Origin of the sequence: Nostoc sp. NMS9 (assembly GCF_017114995.1) — a bacterium.
Classification (GTDB): Bacteria; Cyanobacteriota; Cyanobacteriia; order Cyanobacteriales; family Nostocaceae; genus Nostoc.
The window spans coordinates 65,180-86,196 of sequence record NZ_JABXKL010000079.1; the positions used below are offsets into that span (position 1 = coordinate 65,180).

Annotated in this window: 5 protein-coding genes and 1 pseudogene; all 6 read right to left on the minus strand. The window is 41.9% G+C overall.

Features of this window, described 5'->3' with window-relative positions; all coding sequences use genetic code 11:
* Positions 1-9: 9 nt before the first annotated feature.
* Positions 10-5,913: a type I polyketide synthase gene (locus HWQ40_RS24160; RefSeq protein WP_292782812.1), complete on the minus strand. Its 5,904-nt coding sequence runs from the start codon at positions 5,911-5,913 to the stop codon at positions 10-12.
* Positions 5,910-8,507: a zinc-binding dehydrogenase gene (locus HWQ40_RS24165; protein ID WP_292782882.1), complete on the minus strand. Its 2,598-nt coding sequence runs from the start codon at positions 8,505-8,507 to the stop codon at positions 5,910-5,912. The genes HWQ40_RS24160 and HWQ40_RS24165 overlap by 4 nt, the downstream gene beginning before the upstream one ends.
* Positions 8,502-12,572, minus strand: a pseudogene (locus tag HWQ40_RS24170) (type I polyketide synthase); the annotation flags it as partial. The pseudogene HWQ40_RS24170 and the gene HWQ40_RS24165, both read right to left, overlap by 6 nt.
* A gap of 243 nt (positions 12,573-12,815) precedes the next feature.
* Entirely contained in the window at positions 12,816-13,913 is a 1,098-nt protein-coding gene (locus HWQ40_RS24175) for a cupin-like domain-containing protein (RefSeq protein ID WP_292782816.1), read from the minus strand.
* A 145-nt stretch (positions 13,914-14,058) separates the two neighbouring features.
* Positions 14,059-15,066 (minus strand): cupin-like domain-containing protein, encoded by a 1,008-nt coding sequence (locus HWQ40_RS24180; protein WP_292782819.1) that lies wholly within the window; start codon positions 15,064-15,066, stop codon positions 14,059-14,061.
* Between the two features lie 24 nt (positions 15,067-15,090).
* A complete protein-coding gene (locus tag HWQ40_RS24185; RefSeq protein ID WP_292782822.1) occupies positions 15,091-20,538 on the minus strand; it encodes a non-ribosomal peptide synthetase in 5,448 nt (1,815 codons plus the stop codon).
* Positions 20,539-21,017 lie beyond the last annotated feature (479 nt).

A 21,017-nucleotide genomic window follows, 5' to 3' on the forward strand; every position in this document is an offset into this window, starting at 1 on the left:
GCTATAGTTTTACAATTGCATGTCGGCGGTTGTATTCTTTTCCCAAGTTGCATTAACTTCGTCTTCAGATAATTGTTCTAACTCTTCTATGAGAATTTCTTCAATAACCAAAGCTAACTCAGCTACAGTAGGTGTTTCAAAGAGAGAACGAACAGGTAGTTCTACCTGAAAATTTTTGCGAACCTGGGAAATAAGTACAGTTCCCGTTAGAGAGTCCCCACCTAATGCAAAGAAGTTGTCATGAATACCGATTGGCTCAATACCTAGTAACTCTTGAAAAGTATCAGCAAGCTTGCGTTCTACATCATTACTAGGAGCAACATAGGCATTCTTTAAATTCGGTCTCGAGTGACGAGAAGATAAATTGTCTTTTTTGGCAGCAGTTTTTTCTTGTCTTGACTCCAGCTTAATCCATTGGTCAATTCTGGATTGTAAATTACCAGTCGAGACAACTATTTGATGATATTGACTCCACAAAAGAATACGTTCAAAGGCATTGGTACCTTCTTGCGGTTCAATGGCAAATTCTGCCAAACTTGTACCAGCAGGTATTTGTTGATTGTCTGTTCCAAATTGCCATGCATCCCAGTTGACGCTCATCCAAGGAACAGGATTTGTTTGATTATGCTGGTAAGCAAAAGCGTCCACTAAAAGACTCGCTGCTGAGTAGCCAACAGAGCCTAATCCTCCTAAAACAGAGGTTAACGAAGACATCAATAGACAAAAATCAAGCTTCTGCGACTGCAAAACCTCTTCCAAGACTAACAGTCCCTGCACTTTTGCTTGAAATTGCTGCTCAGACTCCGTATAGTCTATCTCTACAATAGGAGTAAATAACTTCTCTACAGGTATTTTAGCTGTGTGGAATACCCCATTGAGTTGACCAAACTGCTTTTGTGCTTGAACAATCGCATTTTGCATCTGTTCTAAATTTACCACATCGGCGCTCTTGATTAAAACTTCTGCGCCCAGCTTTTCCACCAGTTCCTGCACTTTCCGAATCTTGCGGCTGATGTTATCTTGCTCATCGTGAATTACCAGCCACTCTTCCCACTCCTCTCGGTTGGGAAAATCTTCACGCTCCAAAAGCAGCAGTTTTGCCTGTACTGTTTTTGCTAGATGTTCGGCTACCACCAGTCCTATGTCTTCAAGTCCACCAGTTATCAGGTAAACTCCTTTTTCCCTTAACCTTGGTGTCTTGGGGACGCTTGCATCCAATTGGACAGACTCAAAAGTTTGCACCCAGCGTTCCAAACCACGGTAAGCAATCACTGACTCAGAGGAATGGGCTTTGAGTTCCGTTAGCAATTGCTCTACAAATTTCTCTTCTTGCCAACTTTCTGGTGAGGGAATAGTAACATCAATGCTACGACATTTAATATTTGAATATTCTTGTGGGATGACCTTAACAAGTCCAAGTAGTGTTGCTTTTTCAGGGCAGAGATTTTCAACTCCAGTTACTGCTTGCATATTATTGGAGATAACTGTAATTTGTAACTCATCAGTGAAATTCTGTTTTCCCAGCGCCTTTGCTAAAAACAGCAAAGTTTGGAATCCTTGTGTTTGGACTGTATCAAAGTCTGCAAGTCCTGACTGTGTTACATTCCACAGATGAATAATTCTTTTTGGTGTTAAGTCTTGGGTGCGAAATTCTTTGAGTAGGGTATTGTAATCATCCTGTTCTTGAGGCGCTATTGTATATGCAGACTTGCCCAGATGCTTCTCTGAAGATTCGCTTTTGCTGCCAAATTGCTCCCCAACTCTAACGGTAATCACATCATGACCTTCAAGTTCGAGTCGCTTTACGATTTGAGCGCCTAACCCATACTCATCGACAAATATTAACCAGCATTCTGCTTGTTTGACCTGACCATTTAACTGTGGTGGTAGCGAACGTTTCCATGAAGGGATGTAGAACCAGTCAGCAATGTTGGGCTTTTTGCCAAATGAAACTTCATGCGTCTTGTCTGCTTCTTGTTCATGAAGTAATGCTGTAAATGCGAATGGTACTTTTGGCGTTGCTGGCGTAGTCGCTTGAGCTACAATCACATGTTCTCTAAAAGGTGCAAATTCTGAGAAAGCTGCCACCTGCACAAAACCATGAGATTTGAGTTCTGCTTGCCACTGTTTTTCAGATATAAAAGGATTACCCATGTTGCGTCCTGATTCTGAATCTTCTATCGGATTCATAATCAGGGCGTCAATAACCTCCGTTTCCAATCTCGCTTGAGTTGTCTCCCAAAGTAGCAGTAAGCCGCCAGGAGCAAGTAAAGAGCGAACATGTTCCAGAGTTTGTCCAATGTTTCGAGCTACATGCAATACCTTAAAAGCTACGATCACATCAAAACTGTGTTCTTTGTAGCCCTGTTCTGCTGGTGGTCGTTCCATGTCTAGCAACCGATAGTCGATAAACGGATAATCGCTAAACTTCTTTTTAGCTGCGGTGAGGAAAAATCCACCCACATCAGTAAAGGTGTAGTTCGTTTGTTCTGAGGGCAATATAGGTAATAATTCTGCCGTGGCTGTACCAGTTCCAGCACCAAGTTCGAGAATTCTCAAGTTGACTTGAGGTGATAATGACTTCACTACCTGTTCTACACATGCCCGCATAATCGAGTTGTAGTATTTATTTTCAGGCAATTGTTGGACTGAAAATTCTCCTTCCTTGACTAAGGTTGAAACATGAAACTCTAAAGGTTCTTTTTCACCAGTCAGTATGGCTACCATATTTTCGCCATATAGTTGCAGCAAATCTATTTGTTGAAGTATGTTTGTGTATCTGACTCTGACCTCTGGTAAAAGTTTATCAACATAGTCTGTTGAAAGTGGCAACAGGTCAATAAACAGCCCTTGTTCTTGATGTAAATGACCTTGCTCTACCAATATTTCCAGCCATCGACTCAACAATTCTTGATAGCGAGGAATAATCTGACATTGCTCAAAGAATTCTTGCAAAGAATACTTTTTGGAGGGATTGTTAAAAGCTCCTAAACGTCTTAAGGCAAGGTTAATATAAGCAGTGCATAAACGATCTAACCACTCTATTTTCTCTTGATAAGTTTGCTCATCAAATTCCAAAGCACCGACATGAGCTTGGAGTTGACCAGCTTCTACAAGAGATTTCCAAAGTTCTGGTGCTGTTAACTTGGGCTGGAAATTTCTTTGTGCAGGTGAGAGTTTTTGCGGTTCAATCCAATACCTCTGTCGCTCAAAGGGATATGTTGGCAAGGGAAGGCGATGTCGGCGCTCATGGGCATAAAATCCCGACCAATCTATCTTGATTCCCTCAAGCCATAGTTGTCCTAATGTGTTGAGGATGAAAGCAACGTCAGGCTGTCGCTCATATGCATAGCGCAGCGAGGATAATATTACCTTGTTATGATTAGGAACATTATCTAAACATTGCATTGCTAAACTGCTTAATGCTTGTCCTGGCCCGATCTCCAACAAAATTGGACTATGTTGTGTCCACAACTGATGTACTCCATCGGCAAAACGCACAGGTTGGCACATATGCTGTGTCCAGTAGCTGGGATTTGTGGCTTGCTCTGCTGTGATCCAAGTTCCCGTAACATTTGACAGATAAGGAATTTGCGGTGGTTTGAGACTGATAGTTTGTACCAGTTCGGTGAAAGAGTCAGCGATCGCTTCCATCATGTAAGAATGAAAGGCATGGGAAGTCTGCAATCGCCGACAGGCTAATCCCTTGGTAGTCAGCTGTTGTTCTAATTCTATTACCGCCTCAGTAGTTCCAGCCAGCACGCACTGAGATGATCCATTGACTGCTGATAATGAGAGATTTTTACTCAGGAAGGGTTGCGCTTCTTGCTCTGTTAGGGGAACCGCCAGCATTGCTCCCTCTGGCAACTTTTGAATCATTTGTGCTCTTTTGGCAACAAGAGCGATCGCATCTTCCAGAGACATAACCCCCGCAAGTGTTGCTGCAACATATTCACCAATACTGTAGCCAATCATTGCTACTGGACGAATACCCCATGATATCCACAACTGGGCAAGAGCATACTCAATGACAAAGATAGCTGGCTGGGTGAGATGGGTTTGATTCAGTTTTTGCGTGGCGGGATCTGGTGGTTGGGTATCACGACCAAGCATCTGGCGTAAATCTATACCCGATTTTTCTTTTGTTGCTTCGGTTGTTGAATGGGAAGTAGAATAAATAACTTCTTTAAGATTAAGACCCAACAGAGGTTGAAACAGGGAACAACAGCGATCAATCTGTTCGCGAAAAGTTGGTTCTACTTGATAAAGTTCCCCAGCCATGTTGATGTACTGAGTCCCTAAACCAGTAAACATAAAAGCTACAGGGCGTTCTTTTGTCTCCTCAGTGCTAGTCAGAACTCGTTTGGGGTTCAAAAAAGCAGCGATCGCATCTTGAATATCTTGGCAAACAACTGTGCGCCGATGGCTCAAAGCATGACGACCAACTTGCAATGTATAAGCTACATCTGCAAGGTTAAGTTCAGGGTGTTGTTGCAGGTGATTAACCAAATTTGCTGTTGCTGTCTCTAAAGCTGAGTCAGTTTTGGCAGACAACATCAGCAATTGATAGTTTCTCCCCTGCTCCCCTGCTCCCCTGCTCCCCTGCTTCCCTTCAGGTGCTTCTTCTAAAACAACATGGGCATTAGTCCCCCCAAGACCAAAAGAACTTACCCCAGCGCGGCGTGGTGTTCCGTTTGTTTGCCATGCAGACAGTTGGGTATTAACGTAAAAAGGGCTGTTGGCAAAGTCTATCTCAGGATTAGGTTGTTCAAAATATAAACTGGGTGGTAATTGTTGATGCTTCAGAGCCAAGACAGTTTTAATTAAGCCCGTCACCCCAGCAGCTGTATTCAAATGGCTGACATTAGGTTTGACCGAACCGATCGCACAAAAACCTTTCTTACTGGTTCTGGCACGAAACACCTTTTCTAGCGCCCGAATTTCAATCGGATCGCCCAAGGCTGTACCTGTGCCATGAGTTTCAATGTAGGTAATGGTATCAGGATCAAAGGAGGCGATCGCCTGAGCTTCAGCAATCACCTTTGCTTGACCTGAAACACTCGGTGCCGTGTAGCTGACTTTCAGTGCACCATCATTATTGATCGCTGAACCTTTAATCACGCCATAAATATAGTCGCCATCTGCTAAGGCATCCTCCAATCTCTTCAAGACAACAAGACCCACACCTCTGCCAAAAGGACCACCAGTAGCTTTGGCATCAAAGGTGCGAGTGTGAGCATCAGCAGAAGCCATCCCACCTGCTTGATAGAAATAACCCTCTACTTGCGGAGTTTGGATCGCAATACCACCAGCCAGCGCCATATCACATTGGTAACTCAGCAATCCTCGACACGCCAAATGAACCGCCACAAGGGAAGTAGAACAAGCTGTACCAACGCTAACACTTGGTCCTTTTAGATTTAATTTGTATGAAGTTCGTGTAGATATTGAATCCTTATCATTGCCAAGAACAATTTGCGTACTCAGCGAGTTGAGTAACTCAGGGTGTGAGGCGAGATTATTGAGTAAGTATGTACTTAAGTTACCCCCAGCATAAATACCAGTCAGGTTGTTATCAGCTTTTGGATTATGACCAGCATTTTCCAATGCTTCCCAAGCACACTCTAAAAAAATTCGCTGTTGAGGGTCGAGAATTTCAGCTTCTCTGGGAGAGTAGCCAAAGAATGAAGCATCAAACATCTCAATGTCTTCTAGCACAAACCCTGCTTTTACATATTCAGGGTCATGCAACCAAGCGGGGTCTACACCTTGTGCCACTAAATCTTGATCGCTGAAGAATGAAATAGACTCCACACCATTACATAGATTCTGCCAAAATTGAGTTACATTTTTGGCTCCGGGAAACCGACCAGCCATGCCAATGACAGCTATGCCTTTCAACCCACTATTCATACACCCCTCCTTCTTTGCTTCATCAGTTGCATTTCTTCTTCCATAGCCGCTTCTTGCCTGTTGGCACGCTCTTGCGCTTGCTCAAAGGCTGGTTGTTCCTTGTTTTCCCGACTAAAATATGTTGCTAAAGTATTTATAGTGGGATATTCAAATAAGTCACCTGTTGAGATATCACAGTTCAATGCCGCTTGCAGTTTGCTGCGTACCTGCACCAATAGAAGTGAATCGCCACCAAGTTCAAAAAAGTTATCATTAACACCTACTTCTTCTCTTCCAAGGAGTTCTTGCCAGATAAGAGAGATTTTTTGCTCGATTTCATTTCTGGGAGGAACATAGGCACTGCTCAGTTGTGGTCTTGGATGTGTTGGTTTCGAGAAGTTGTCTTTCTTTGTAGCTTCTGGGAAATTGGGTGAGCTATCTAGCAAATCTGGCTTGACTTGAACCCGAAAATCATAAGTTGATACCAAAACCTGGGAAAGAGTATTCCCGATAATCCGACTAAACGCCTCTACTCCTTCTTTTGGTGATAACCCTTGCTGAAGTAGCTGTCTTTGATACGCATTAACAGGTGTAGTGGTTTTTTTATTCAGTCCATCTGAAGCAGAACCCCATGAGTCAGAAGAAGTTGCGATCGCTTTTTGTTGAGAGCTAACTCCGTTTGACGCAACAACTTGGGTACTTAGAAAATCTTGATTTTCCAGAGATACGACAATCTTACCAATATGCTTGGCTTTAGCCATATATTCAAAGGCATGAGTCAGCGAATCAATGGCAAAGACCCGATGAGGTAGGGGACTAAAATTTCCGTTATGGAAATGTTGTACCACCTCATGCCACAGGTCACTATAGTTAGGAACTTGTGGATCTATGTTGATCGCAAAGAATGATAAGCATTTTGCAAAGACTCCTAGACCTAGTTGGCTATTGTTGAGAATATCACGCTTACCAATTTCGAGGAAGCGTCCGTAAGGTGCTAATACATCTAGACTTTTGGTCAAGAATTCGCCTGCAAGTGAATTCAAAACTACATCCACACCCTTACCATTGGTGCATTGCATCACTTGATCAGCAAAAGCAACAGACCGAGAATCAAAGACGTGCTCAACACCCATCGAATGCAGAAACGCTCGTTTCTCTGGGTTCCCGGCAGTGGCGAAGATTTCTGCTCCTACCCACTGGGCAATTTGCACCGCAGCCAAGCCAACTCCACCAGCAGCAGCATGAATGAGAACGCGATCGCCCTGACTGAGCCTGCCCAATTTGATCAAGGAGTAGTAAGCTGTCGTAAAAGCTACCGGAATTGTTGCTGCTTGTTCCAAGCTCAGATGTTTGGGTTTGAGTGCAACTGACAAAGCAGAAGTTGTGAGAAATCGGCTAAAACATCTCTCACCAAGAGCAATCACTTCATCTCCAATTTCAAACCCCTCAACCCCTTCTCCCAACGCAACTATCTTTCCAGCAGACTCCAAACCGAACTTGAGATCATCAGATGGTACGGGAAGCATTCCGAGAGCCAGGAGTACATCTTTGAAGTTAAGACCAGTTGCACTAACCTCTATTTCTACCTCACCTCGACCTGGTTGCTGGCGTGGTACTGATTTAAATTTCAGAGTCTCTAAAGTGCCAGGAGAGGAAATTTGCAAACAGAAGTTTTGGCTAAGAGAAACGGCAGATTTTTGTTGAGCGGGGCTTGTTGTATGATCCTCTACCTTCCTCAAAGTATACTCTTCTATCTCGACCAATCCTCTCCCTTGGTCATCCATAATAGTGATGTCAAATTTCAGAGAATTGTGATGGTTTTGATTATTTTTACTGTATCTAATGTAACTGTATACTTTTTCAGGTAGAGATTCTCTAAACTTCAATCTTTTATAAGAAAACGGTAAGTAATTGTCTTCGTCCTTGAGGCTCAAAAAACCAGTGGCATTGTCTAATAAGGCAGGATGCAATTTATAGGAATTGAGGTCGGCGGCAAACTCTGTAGACAATTCCAGAATAGCAAACCCTTGATTTGTGCCAAATTGTATCTGCTTGAAGTTATTCCATCTGGAACCGAATTCTATGTATTTTACTTGAGGTTTCCCCTCATTTTCCCTAAGGATGATTTCTTCGTTACACCGAGCAGCAATTTCTTCGATTTCATATTTTTCCAGGGATTCTTCTATGCAGGCTATTTCACCCCTAGCATGTTCCTGCCAATTATCTTCCCCAGAGTTCGATTGGCTAATGATTGAAAATTCAAACTTATCTCCCTGCTTTTTCAGAAGTGTACGAACTTCTTTTTCTTCATCTGCTTCCACCGCTAAAGGAGTCAGGAAATAGACTTCACGGATTTCAATTGTCCTATTTTCAGCATGGTTTTCAAAAGCAGCTCTAGCCATTTCTAAGTAGGCTGTTCCTGGAAGTGTCGCCTTTCCCATCACCTTGTGTTCATTGAGAACCCAATGTTTGATGACACTAAACTTAGAAATATATATTTCTTGCTCTCTTCCCTCTACTATGCATTGCTCAAATAAGGGATGCTTCACTGCTTGAAATTGAGGTTTGGGAATATCTTGGGTTTGGGCAGATTGCTTGATTGCTTTTGCAGCCATACCCACTTCTTGCCAAGCAGACCAGTTGATCGCTACGGTGAATATACCATCTCGATTGGTCTTATAGTGAGCAAAAGCGTCAAGAAAAGCATTGGCACTAACATAATCAACCTGTCCAAATTCCGCTTGGATGGCAGTCATTGAAGAACACAGGACAAAGAAATCTAGCTGAACACCCTGGAGAATACTATTGAGAACCAGTGTTCCTTTGACCTTAGGTGCTAGAATACTTGCTGTCATTTGCGGCGTTTTTAGTTGAATCACACCACCTGCGGGAACTCCAGCGGCATGGATCACACCATTGAAGTTACCAAAGTGTGACTGTGCTTTTTGAATCGCCCAATGCATTTGTTCAAGATTTGTGACATCAGCACTCACAACCAAAACTTTTGCGCCCAGTTGTTCGAGTTCCTGCACTTTGAGAATCTTACGGCTGGTGCTGTCTTGCTCGTCGTGATCAGTTAGCCACTCACTCCACTTGTCTGGCTGTGGAAATTCTGAACGTCCTACAAGCAGTAGTTTTGCTTGTATTGTCTTTGCCAAATGCTCTGCCAGCGTCAGTCCAATTCCTCCAAGTCCACCTGTGATTAAATAGACTCCTTCTTTCCTTAATCTTAGTGTTTTTTCGGTAGTTTGATTCAAGCAGACAGGTTCAAACTGTTGTACCCAGCGATGATTTCCTCGATAGGCGATCGCTGAATCAGAAGATGGAGCTTCTAACTCTTTAATCAAGTGGTCTATGAGTTTCTCAGTTTCCCAACTTCTTACTTCTGAGGGAATTACAACATCAATGCTACGACAACTGATGTCAGGGTATTCTTGTGGAATGACTTTAACAGGCCCAATAACGGTTGCTTTTTCTGGACACAGCACCTCTTCACCCGTTACTTCCTGCATATTGTTGGAGATGACTGCTATGTGCATTTGCTTGGTAAGGTTTTGTTTTCCAAGTGCCTGAGCGAGAAATAACAGACTAGAAAATCCTAAATCCTCAGCTTTGTCAACTGCTGCTAGGTTTAATTCTGTGTTATCAACAGGCGTGACATTCCATAAATGCACAATCGTATTTGGGAACTTGTCTTCTGCTAGAAGTTCCTTGAGCAAAGCGTCGTAGTCATCCCTTTGTTGAGGATTTAGGGTATATTTAGAGTCGCTCAGTTTTGTCAACTCTGATCCTACACTGACGGCGATCGCATCCTGACCTTGCAGTTCGAGTCGTTTTATAAGTTCTTCACCTAAGCCGCACTCATCAATAAACACAAGAATGCAAGACAAAACTGATTTTTCACTCTTGTGCTTTTCGGGTAGCACAGACCGTTTCCATGATGGAACGTAGAACCAGTTGGCAATATCTTGTTTTTTACTTGGTAAAGAGGTGATAGACAACGCCTCTACACTTGTCTTGACAGTTGCTGTCTCTTTTTGGGCTTCAATCCAGTAACGCTGGCGCTCGAAGGGATATGTTGGTAGAGAAAGACGATGACGGCGCTCGTGGGCATAAAATCCTGACCATTCTATCTGTACTCCAGATAACCACAGCTTACCGAATGTGTTCATTAAGAATGCTATGTCTGAGTGTTTTTCCTGAGGATGTCGTAATGAACACAGTCCTACGGCATCTGAATGTTTTTGAGCAAATGTACACAAGGTACGTCCTGGTCCCACTTCTAACAGGATGCGATTTGGCTCTTGCAGCAACGCAGAGATTCCTTTTGAAAAACGGACACAGGAGCGTAGATGTGTTGCCCAGTAATTGGGATCTGTAGCTTGCTCTGCTGTTATCCAGGTTCCTGTGACATTGGAGATAAAGGGAATTTTTGGGGGATGTAGTTTGAGTTTACTGATTTCTTTCTGGAATGGCTCCAAGATGGGTTGCATCATCTCTGAATGAAAAGCGTGGGAAGTATGGAGACACCGACACTCTATATCTTGGAGCTTGTTGTGAAATGCGTCTATGGCATCATAAGTTCCCGAAACCACACATAAAGCCGATGCATTACAAGCAGCTAGGGATAATTTTTCATCCAGTAGAGCTACAACTTCTTCCTCTGACAATGGTACAGAGAGCATAGCACCAGCTGGTAGTTGTTGCATCAGCCGTCCACGCACCGCTACTAGCGCCAAAGCATCTTCAAGTGACATGACACCAGCAAGGCAAGCTGCTACATATTCGCCGATGCTATGACCAATCATTGCACCTGGAGAAATTCCCCATGACATCCACAACTGAGCCAGAGCATATTCAATCACAAACAATGCAGGCTGAGTAATGTCAGTTTGTTGCAGTTTCTTTGCTGCGGCTTCTGACTCAGACTCGCCCGGATAGATGAGCGATCGCAGATCCAATCCTATATGAGGTTGGAGCAATTGACAGCACAAATCCACTTGTTCCCTAAAGATGATCTCAGTTTGGTAAAGTTCTTTGCCCATGTCCACATACTGAGCGCCCTGTCCAGGAAACATAAACGCGATGGGGCGATTGCCACTTTCAACTAAGCGAGTGAAAACTCTTTGAGGATCTCGCACCTGCAAGGCGCTGACTGCATCTTCAATATCTTGACACACCAATACGCGACGATGATTGAATTCCCTGCGTCCGACTTGCAACGTATGCGCCACATCCGCCAGAGTAATATCGCTGTGTTGCTTGAGGTATTGAACCAGATTCTCTGTGGCAGTTTGCAAAGCGGAGTCTGTTTGGGCAGAAAGTACCAATAACTGCCAAGGGCGAGAGGGACTAGAAGCTCCTAAAGCTGGCGCTTCTTCCAGAATTACATGAGCATTAGTCCCACCAATACCTAAGGAACTGACTCCAGCCCGACGAGGGGTAAGTCCGGTTTTCCATTCCGTCAGCGTTGTATTAACGTAAAAAGGACTATTGGCGAAATCTATTTGAGGATTGGGTTGCTCAAAATTCAAGCTGGGTGGTATTTGCTTGTGTTTCAGGGCTAGAACAGTTTTAATCAGTCCTGCAATCCCAGCGGCTGCATCTAGATGACCAATGTTTGTTTTAACTGAACCGATCGCACAGAAGCCTTTTTTATCGGTACTTTCACGAAACACGTTTGTTAAAGCAGAAATTTCAATGGGATCGCCTAAGACAGTTCCTGTACCGTGAGCTTCTACATAGCTAATTGTTTCAGGTTCTAGCCCAGCCAAAGCAAGTGCTTCTGCGATCACATCTGCTTGTCCGTTTACACTGGGTGCTGTGTAACCAACTTTACCAGAACCATCGTTATTGATCGCACTACCTTTAATCACACCATAAATATTATCACCATCAGCGATCGCCTCAGATAACCGCTTCAAAACTACAATCCCCAGTCCATTACCAATAATTGTTCCCTTGGCTTTGGCATCAAAGGCACGACAGTGGCCATCAGGTGATAAAATACCCCCTTCTTCATACAAATACCCTGTTTTTTGGGGAATGTGAATAGATACTCCACCTGCTAAAGCCATATCACATTGGTAATTTAATAGACTTTGACAAGCTAAAGAAATAGCTACTAAGGAAGTAGAACAAGCGGTTTGTACCGTTAGACTTGGACCTGTGAGATTTAATTTATAGGAAACGCGAGTCGCCAGGAAATCTCTATCGTTGCCAATTCCCTTTTGGAAAATGCTAGCCAATCCAACTTGATCGCTATTTAAATCCAATGATAAATAATTATTTGAACTAGAACCAGCATAAACTCCAATCCGACTTTCGCAACGTTGGGAGTCATAACCAGCATTTTCTAATGCTTCCCATGCATATTCTAAAAATAAACGATGCTGCGGATCTGTAATTTCTGCTTCTTTAGGATTAACGCCAAAGAATGAAGCATCAAATAAATCTATATCTTCTAGTATTGCTCTAGATTTTACATATTTTGGGTCATTGATTACTGTCGGGTTTATACCTTCTGATAGTAATTTTTCATCTGAAAAAACAGCAATAGATTCTACACTATCTCGAATATTTTGCCAAAATTTCTCGATACTTTTAGCCCCAGGAAAACTCCCTGCCATGCCGATAATAGCTATTCCTTCGATAGAATTTGGCGTTTCTGAAATACTCATAATTTTGCCCTGAATACCGATTTATTTAGTCTGCTGATAGCCAATTTTTGCTGTTAATTTCGTGACTAATTATCTGATAAATTCAATTTCTTTCAACAAAATCAATACAAAATAGTGAGGAAGTATGGATATCTATAAACAATTATTAGAGTAACTGCTTATACCAATTCGTTGTGAAGCTGCACAAATTCAAACTTGGTGAGACAAGGGGCTTAAGCCCCTTCTTCAGGAGCAACCTTATAGTTAATCGATATTAGCGAATATAACTCTACCCAGCCAAGGAAATTCCAGCAAAAACCCTAAAAGATTAGCTATTATTGGATTTACCTCACTTGCCGCATGTACAACCATCTCGAAATTCAACTCATTGACTGTGTTGACACCCCAGGCAATAGTGTTTTCAAGGTTTTCTGCTTGATGCCACCACATACAGGGAATATATAAAAGTTCTCCTGGACTTAGGATAAATTCCACTGGTTTTGCATTGGCATACAATGGAAATTTTTCTAAATCTGGGTTAAAAGCATCAACTTCCCCATCGTATACAAATTCTTGTTTATCTGGTGGTATTAAGATGAATCGCTTCCGTCCATAAATTGCTGCTAGCCATCCTTGTGTAAAAAACGCATCTGTGTGAAGACCTATTGATGACTCTTTACGACCTATAATCAGATACAAATATTGTCGAAAATATTTAGCAAACAGTTTTTCTGGCAAAATTTCTAATAAATTTTTCTGGCAGTAAACGGGAATTTCAAAATCTTCGTAAAGTTCTGGATGCTCAAACATATAGAAGTCGAACAGGTAGAGTGATTGCTCGCTATCACCTGTCTCTAAATAATCCATATAATCCGCAACAGTCATTGATATATTAGTTCCATTGTTTCTATCTCTCACACCATCAGTCTTTACTGGGCCATATTTCTCTCTGAAAAAATCTAAAGTCCACTTGGTTGAAGCTTTCCAATTTTTAACTACATCGGTAATAATGACTGGCTTGCCAATAGATGCATACTCTTTAATAAATTCATCGGATGAGAGATTGCTGCGACGCTCAATAGAAGAAATTGGTGTCCAGATTAACTTACGTTTCTTCTTGAGCAATATTCTCTTAAGGAAATATGAACTCATCATTGTTATTAAAATCAACGCGAATATCGCTAAAATTGAGCCAATAACAATAATAATCGGATTAACGCCAAACAATGAAACAGTAATAGACTCTACACCATCTCGAATATTTTGCCAAAATTTCTCGATACTTTTAGCCCCAGGAAAACCTCCCGCCATGCCGATAATAGCTATTCCTTCTAGAGAATTTGGCGTTTCTGAAATACTCATAATTTTGTCCTTAATAACGATTTTTTCTGCTGATAGCCAATTTTTGCTGTTGATATCGTGACTAATTGTCTGAACAATAATTTCAATTTTGCTTTTAAAAAATTTCTACCAAATAGTGAGTAAGTGCGGATACTATAACCAATTATTAGAGTAACGGCTTACCGAATAGAACTCTACCTAGCCAAGGAAATTCCAACAAAAACCCTAAAAGATTAGCTATTATTGGATTTACCTCACTTGCCGCATGTATAACCATCTCAAAATTCTCCTCATTGACTGTGTTGAAGGTCAAGGCAATAGTGTTTTCAAGGTTTTCCGCTTGATGCCACCACATAGACGGAATATATAAAAGTTCTCCTGGACTTAGGATAAATTCCACTGGTTTTACATTGACATACAATGGAAATTTTTTTAAATCTGGGTTAAAAGTATCAACTTCCCCATCGTATACAAATTTTTGTTGATCTGGTGGTATTAAGATGAATCGCTTCCGTCCATAAATTGCTGCTAACCATCCTTGTGTACATAAGGCATCAATATGAAGACCTACTGATGACTTTTTAGAACCTATAAGCAGATAGAAATATTGCATAAAATATTTAGCAAACAGTTTTTCTGGCAAAACTTCTAATTTATTACGACAGTAAACCGGAACTTCAAAATCTTCGTAAAGCTCTGGATGCTCAAACATATGGAAGTCGAACAAGTAGAGTGATTGCTCGCTATCACCTGTCTCTAGATAATCCATATAATCTGCAATATTCATTGATATGTTCATGTCAGTTCCATTCTTTCTCTCTCTCACATCTCTCACACCATCAGTTTTTACTGGGCCATATTTCTCTCTGAAGAAATCTAAAGTCCACTTGGTTGAAGCTTTCCAATTTTTAACTACATCGGTAATAATGACTGGCTTGCCAATAGATGCATACTCTTTAATAAATTCATCGGATGAGAGATTGCTGCGACGCTCAATAGAAGAAATTGGTGTCCAGATTAACTTACGTTTCTTCTTGAGCAATATTCTCTTAAGGAAATATGAACTCATCAGTGTTATTAAAATCAACGCGAATATCGCCAAAATTGAGCCAATAACAATTGGAAAGAAAAAAAGCAATGAGTGCAACGTGGTAGCCAAGTTCGCTGTTTGCATAGTTTTGCTAAGAGTCCTTTCTACTTATTTACGTGACTTATGAGTTTGCTTTTGTCGGTTTAGAGCCAATTTCTGTTTTTCAGATCGGTTATGAATCTCTTGAAAGGAATGTTGTTCTTGCTTTTGACTAAGATGTTTTGCCAACAAACTGATACTAGGATATTGAAACATTTCTACCACTGAGATATCGCGTTGCAGTTGTTCTCGCAGTTGCGTGTTTACCTGAGAGATGAGTAAAGAATGACCGCCTAGATCGAAAAAGTTATCGTTAATACTAACTTTCTCAAGACCCAGTAATGTTTGCCAAGTACTAGCAATAATCTGCTCTAGCTCTGTTTGAGGTGCTACATATAAGTCGTTGTCAGTAGAGTCAGCTTTTGGTGGTGGTAAGACGCGATGATTGACTTTGCCATTGAGGGTTAAAGCGAGCGTATCCAAAAACATAAAAACCGTTGGCACCATGTATTTGGGTAGCTTTTCTCTAAGAAAGTCCCGAAGTTGAGGTGCGAGTTCGTGTGCTTTTGCTGTCTCCAGGTGACCTTGCCCAACGATATAAGCAACTAGGCGCTTATGGTCTGAGCCATCATCATGAGCAATGACTACCGCTTGTCGAACTATTGGATGTTGATTAAGTAAGGCTTCTACTTCTCCTAATTCAATACGAAAACCTCGAATTTTAACTTGATGATCAATGCGTTCTAAAAATTCGAGGTTGCCATTAGGGAGGTAGCGAACTAAGTCGCCTGTCTGATAAAGACGCTCCCCAGGTTTTGAACTGTAGGGGTTAGGAATAAACTTTCCTGCTGTTAAGTCTGGTCGGTTGAAATAGCCACGAGCGACACCAACACCTCCAATGTAAAGTTCTCCAGGAGTTCCTATGGGTACGAGTTGTAGATAGGGGTCAAGTACATAAGTTTGGATGTTGGCAATGGCTCTTCCAATGGGCACTTCGCAAGCTGTCGATGCTGATAACTCACACAGCGTCGCTACAATTGTTGTTTCTGTAGGACCATAGCTGTTGATGAGGTGTACTTGCTGATCAACCTGCTGTAGCCAAGTTTCGAGATGCTTTGTTTTGGCTGTTTCGCCCCCAATTATCACTAGCCGTAGGGAATCTGGAAGTGTCAAATTTGCTGTTGCTAATTCAGTAACTACTTGATGCCAAAAGGCAGTAGGCAAATCGAGGACAGTAATCCCCCAATTGTGGCATTGCAGCAAGAACTCAGAGGTTGAACTTAACATGTCATCTGTACGCAGCACAAGTGTACCACCACAAACAAGACATGGGAAAATTTCTTCGGCAGCGGCATCAAAGCTGATAGAAGCAAATTGGAGGACACGATCGCTCGCTTTGAGTCCAAACTCTAAACAGGCAATTTCGGTGTAGTTGACCAAAGATTGATGTTGGATCATCACACCTTTGGGGGTTCCAGTCGAGCCAGAAGTATAAATCAGATAAGCCAGGTTTTCAGTTTTGGTCTGATGAATCGGGTTTTCCTGGCTTTCTTGGGCAATGAGCATCCAGTCTGCATCCAGGCACACAACTTGTGACTCATGTTTGGGGAGTATATCCAGCTGTACTGAAGAGGTTAGTATAACTGGTACTTTAGCATCCATTAACATCGAAGCCAGACGTTGCTGAGGATAAGTGGGATCTAGAGGAACATAAGCTCCACCCGCTTTCAGGATGGCTAAGAGTCCTACCACCATTAAGAGCGATCGCTCCACACAAATACCGACAAGTACCTCTGGTCCTACACCTAGTTTTTGCAAGTGATGCGCTAGTTGATTCGCACGTTGGTTCAGTTCTTGATAGGTTAGATGCTGCTGATTTGGAAAAATTACTGCGATCGCATCCGGTGTCCGCTCTACCTGTGCCTCAAACAATTGATGAATGCACTGCTCTATTTGAGATTTGGGATTTTGGAGCCACTGTGTTTCAGAGTTTTCCCCCAACCCCACTGTCGTGAAGGTTTCAAAATCCCCCCTTGCACGTGGCATAGTTTTAGATTGGTTGTTAAACTCTACAACCAATTGATGTTGTTGTGCTTCTGTCAGGAGTGGTAAGTCCGAAACTCTAGCTTGAGGATTAGCAACAATACCAAAGAGTAAGTTTTGAAAATGCTCTAGCATCTGAGTAATTGTAGTGCCATTAAACAGGTCTGTATTGTACTCAAATGACATGATCATTCCTGGCTCTGTAATCTCTACAGACAGGCTCAAATCAAACTGCGCCGTTTCATTTTCTACTTTCAACTGGCTCACAGTTAGATTGGGCATTTCTGGCAAAGGTGGAGCATTCCGGAAATCGAACATCACTTGAAATACAGGTGTATAGCTGACGTTTCGTTCTGGCTGCAATGCCTTTACTAGCTGATCAAAAGGTATCTCTTGGTGTGTGTAGGCTTCTAAGGCTACCTTTCGCACACGATTTAGTAACTGTTGAAAACTTGGGTTGCCGGAAAGGCTAGTGCGTAATACTAAGGTATTGACAAAAAAGCCAATTAACCCTTTAATTTCGTTGTGGTTACGGTTGGCAACTGGTGAGCCGACAAGAATATCATCCTGTCCTGTGTAGCGGTAGAGAAAAGTCTGGAATGCTGCTAACAGCAACATATATTGGGTCACGCCCTCTTGCCGAGCGATCGCTTTCAGTTGCTCACTTAAGGTTTTGGATAGCTGGATAGATTGATGGGAACCTCGCGAGGTTTGAATAGCTGGTCGTGGTCGATCTGTGGGTAATTGTAAAACAGTCGGAGCACCTTCAAGTTGTTGTTTCCAGTAAGAAAGTTGGGCTTGGAGTCTTTCTCCTTGAAGTCCTTGCCGCTGCCAGTACGCAAAGTCTTTGTATTGAATAGATAAATCGGGTAGAGGCAAGAAACTTTCAGTTAAAAATGCTTTATATGTTGATGCCATCTCCTGCATCAATATCTCGACAGACCAAGCATCCGAGATAATATGGTGCATCACAAGCAAAAGTATATGTTCTTGTGGCGATAGACACAGAAGTTTAGCACGTAAAAGTGGTCCTTGTGCCAAGTCAAAAGATTGTTGACTCTGCTGAGTTACTAATTGCCGAACCTCTGTTTCACGTTTTGATCTAGGAATTTTTTGACAATCAACCACTGATATGGATAATTTCAAACAGGGGGCTATGACTTGAACAGGTTGACCATCAACTGTGGTAAAAGTAGTTCGTAATGATTCATGTCGTCGCACAATTTCATTGAGGCTGTGCTCTAGCAGCGTGACTTCTAGCTGGCCCTTGAGGTTAATTGCCAAAGAAATATTGTATGCCAGATTGCCTGGTTCCAACTGATTAATGAACCACAGTCGCTGCTGTGCAAAAGATAGAGGCTGAACTTCCTCCGTAATTTTTTGAATTGGATTGAGTGACACTGACAATTGAGAAGCCGCTGATGTCATTTCAGCCAGTATCTTAGTTGCTAGTGCTTGCAAGCTCATACCTTCAAAGAAATCTGCTACAGATACTTCTATTTCTAAGTCAAGCTCAATTCGATTTTTTAATTCAAATACTTTTAAAGAATCAAGTCCCAGCGTGCTTAATGGTTCTTGTGGATTGATATCATCTGCTGCAATTGAAAGTACTCCCGCCAACAGTTCAATCAAATATGATTCTAAAAGCGGTTGACATTCTCTTGGGGAAAGCGCCAACAGTTCAGAACGCTCTAATCGAGTTTCTTTTCTGACAATATCACTAATTTTGAGAATATTGCTTGCAACTACATTTAGTTGACCATTCTCAAACTGAGCGCGAGTTGTACGTCTTTGAATCTTACCGCTAGAAGTTTTGGGAATGCTACCTGGTTTAATTAAAACTACGCCAGAAACTTGTACTTCATGTTCTTCACTAATAGCTTGCCGAATTGCGCTAGCTACTTCTGCTAAATTTGGCTTGGCGCGAAACTCTAATTCTTGTACAACAAAGAGTCTTTCTTCGTTATTAACTTCTACTGTAAATGCTGCATTAGCACCAGAACGCAATGATAGATGACTGCGTTCTGCGGTTAATTCTATATCTTGTGGGTAAATATTTTTACCACGAATAATAATTAAATCTTTTGCTCTACCTGTAATAAAGAGTTCTTCATCATGCAAAAAGCCTAAGTCACCAGTCCGTAAAAACGGCCCCTCTTTTGTGTCTTTTAGATAGGCGTGGAATGTTTGCTCTGTTTCTTGTGTTCGATTCCAATAACCCTGACCAACACTCGGCCCAAATACCCAGATTTCGCCAACTTCATCTGATGAACAGCGAGTTAATGTTTCAGGATTGACAATAACAATCTGCTGTTGAGGAATTGTTTTACCGCAACTGACAAAGCTTTGGATATCTTGACTCTGGGTAATTGCTTCGACTATCTGGTTCTGTGAAAGTGCAAATTTCTCTACAGTTCTGACTTGGGGTAAGCCTGTTTTGACCCCACCAGAAACTATCAAAGTTGCTTCTGCCATGCCATAACAGGGGTAGAATCCTTCTGGACGAAAGCCACACTCAGCAAAGGTAGTTGCAAATTGTTCAAGAGTATCTTGCCGGACTGGTTCCGCACCGTTAAACGCCACACTCCAACTACTTAAGTCGAGAGTTTCTTTCTGTTGTTGAGTAATCCTTTGAACACAGTGTTCATAAGCAAAGTTGGGACCACCACTCGTGGTGCCTTTGTAGCGGGAAATTGCTTGTAACCAGCGGTAAGGTCGTTGCAGAAAAGATGCTGGCGACATTAAGATGCAACCAAACCCGCCATACAAAGGTTGCAAAATACCACCAATCAACCCCATATCATGGTAGATAGGTAGCCAGGATACAAACTTACTCTTAGGCGAATGTTCCATAAGTTGGTAAGTCACGGCGGCGTTGTGTAGCAGATTGCCATGACTAAGCATGACTCCCTTTGGTGTCCCTGTAGAACCCGATGTGTATTGCAAAAAGGCTAAAGCATCCGCATTAATTAAAGGTTGTTGCCAAGAATCTTCTAGACCCTGTGCTATGTTGTCAGTTGTCAACCAGCGAAAATTTCCCTCTTTTGTTTCTTGTATGAGTATTGATTGTAATGTGGGGAGCATTGCTGTTGTCGTGAGAGCAACGCTTGCCTGTGCATCTATGCTAATAGCCTCTATTCTAGGCGTCTTACGTTGATTGGCAGGCGGATAAGCTGGAATCGCCACTACCCCTGCATATAGACAACCGAAAAATGCTGTTAGGTAATCCAGTCCAGGAGGATAGAGCAATATGGCACGTTCCCCACTTAAACCAAGAGCTTGGAGTTGAGCTGCTACAGCCCGACTGCGCTGATCCAACTCATGGTAAGTCAGTGTTGATTCCTGAGTCTCTCCATCTTCAAGAAAGGTAAATGCTTGTGCATGTGGTGTTTTTAAGCTGCGATAACGCAGAATATCAACTATTGTTTTATATTGATGAGATATTTCTTGAAAGTTATTGAGAATTAAAGTCATTTTATACCTCAGCCAATTTAGATACACACAAACAACTCTTAAATAGGGCTAACCAAATGAGACATTCAGCTACTGGTGGCTTACGGTAAGATTTTTAATATTCAGAATTTTTTTGGATAGTCAGTGCTACTGCCTGGTCAGTGGCAGAGATTTTTTCAAATTATGTTGCAAATATTTTTCAGAGAATGCTTGAAAAGTCAAAGCATATACTAAAAACCTCACTTCCATTTCTATCTCCTACAAGGAGATAGGCTTTGAAACCCTTATTCCCTTGTAGGAAAGGGGGTTAGAGGGGATAATTCTGAGGCTTTTGGTGTTTCATACAATACTTTTAAAATACTTTTTCACTCAATGTTTTCTAATATAGAAGGAATTTATTGCATTTAGCAACCCCTAAACTATAAAGAATTATTATCAATAACTATTAAATTATATTTGCAATCAGGCTTGACTAATTTACTACTTTTAGTATATGCAAG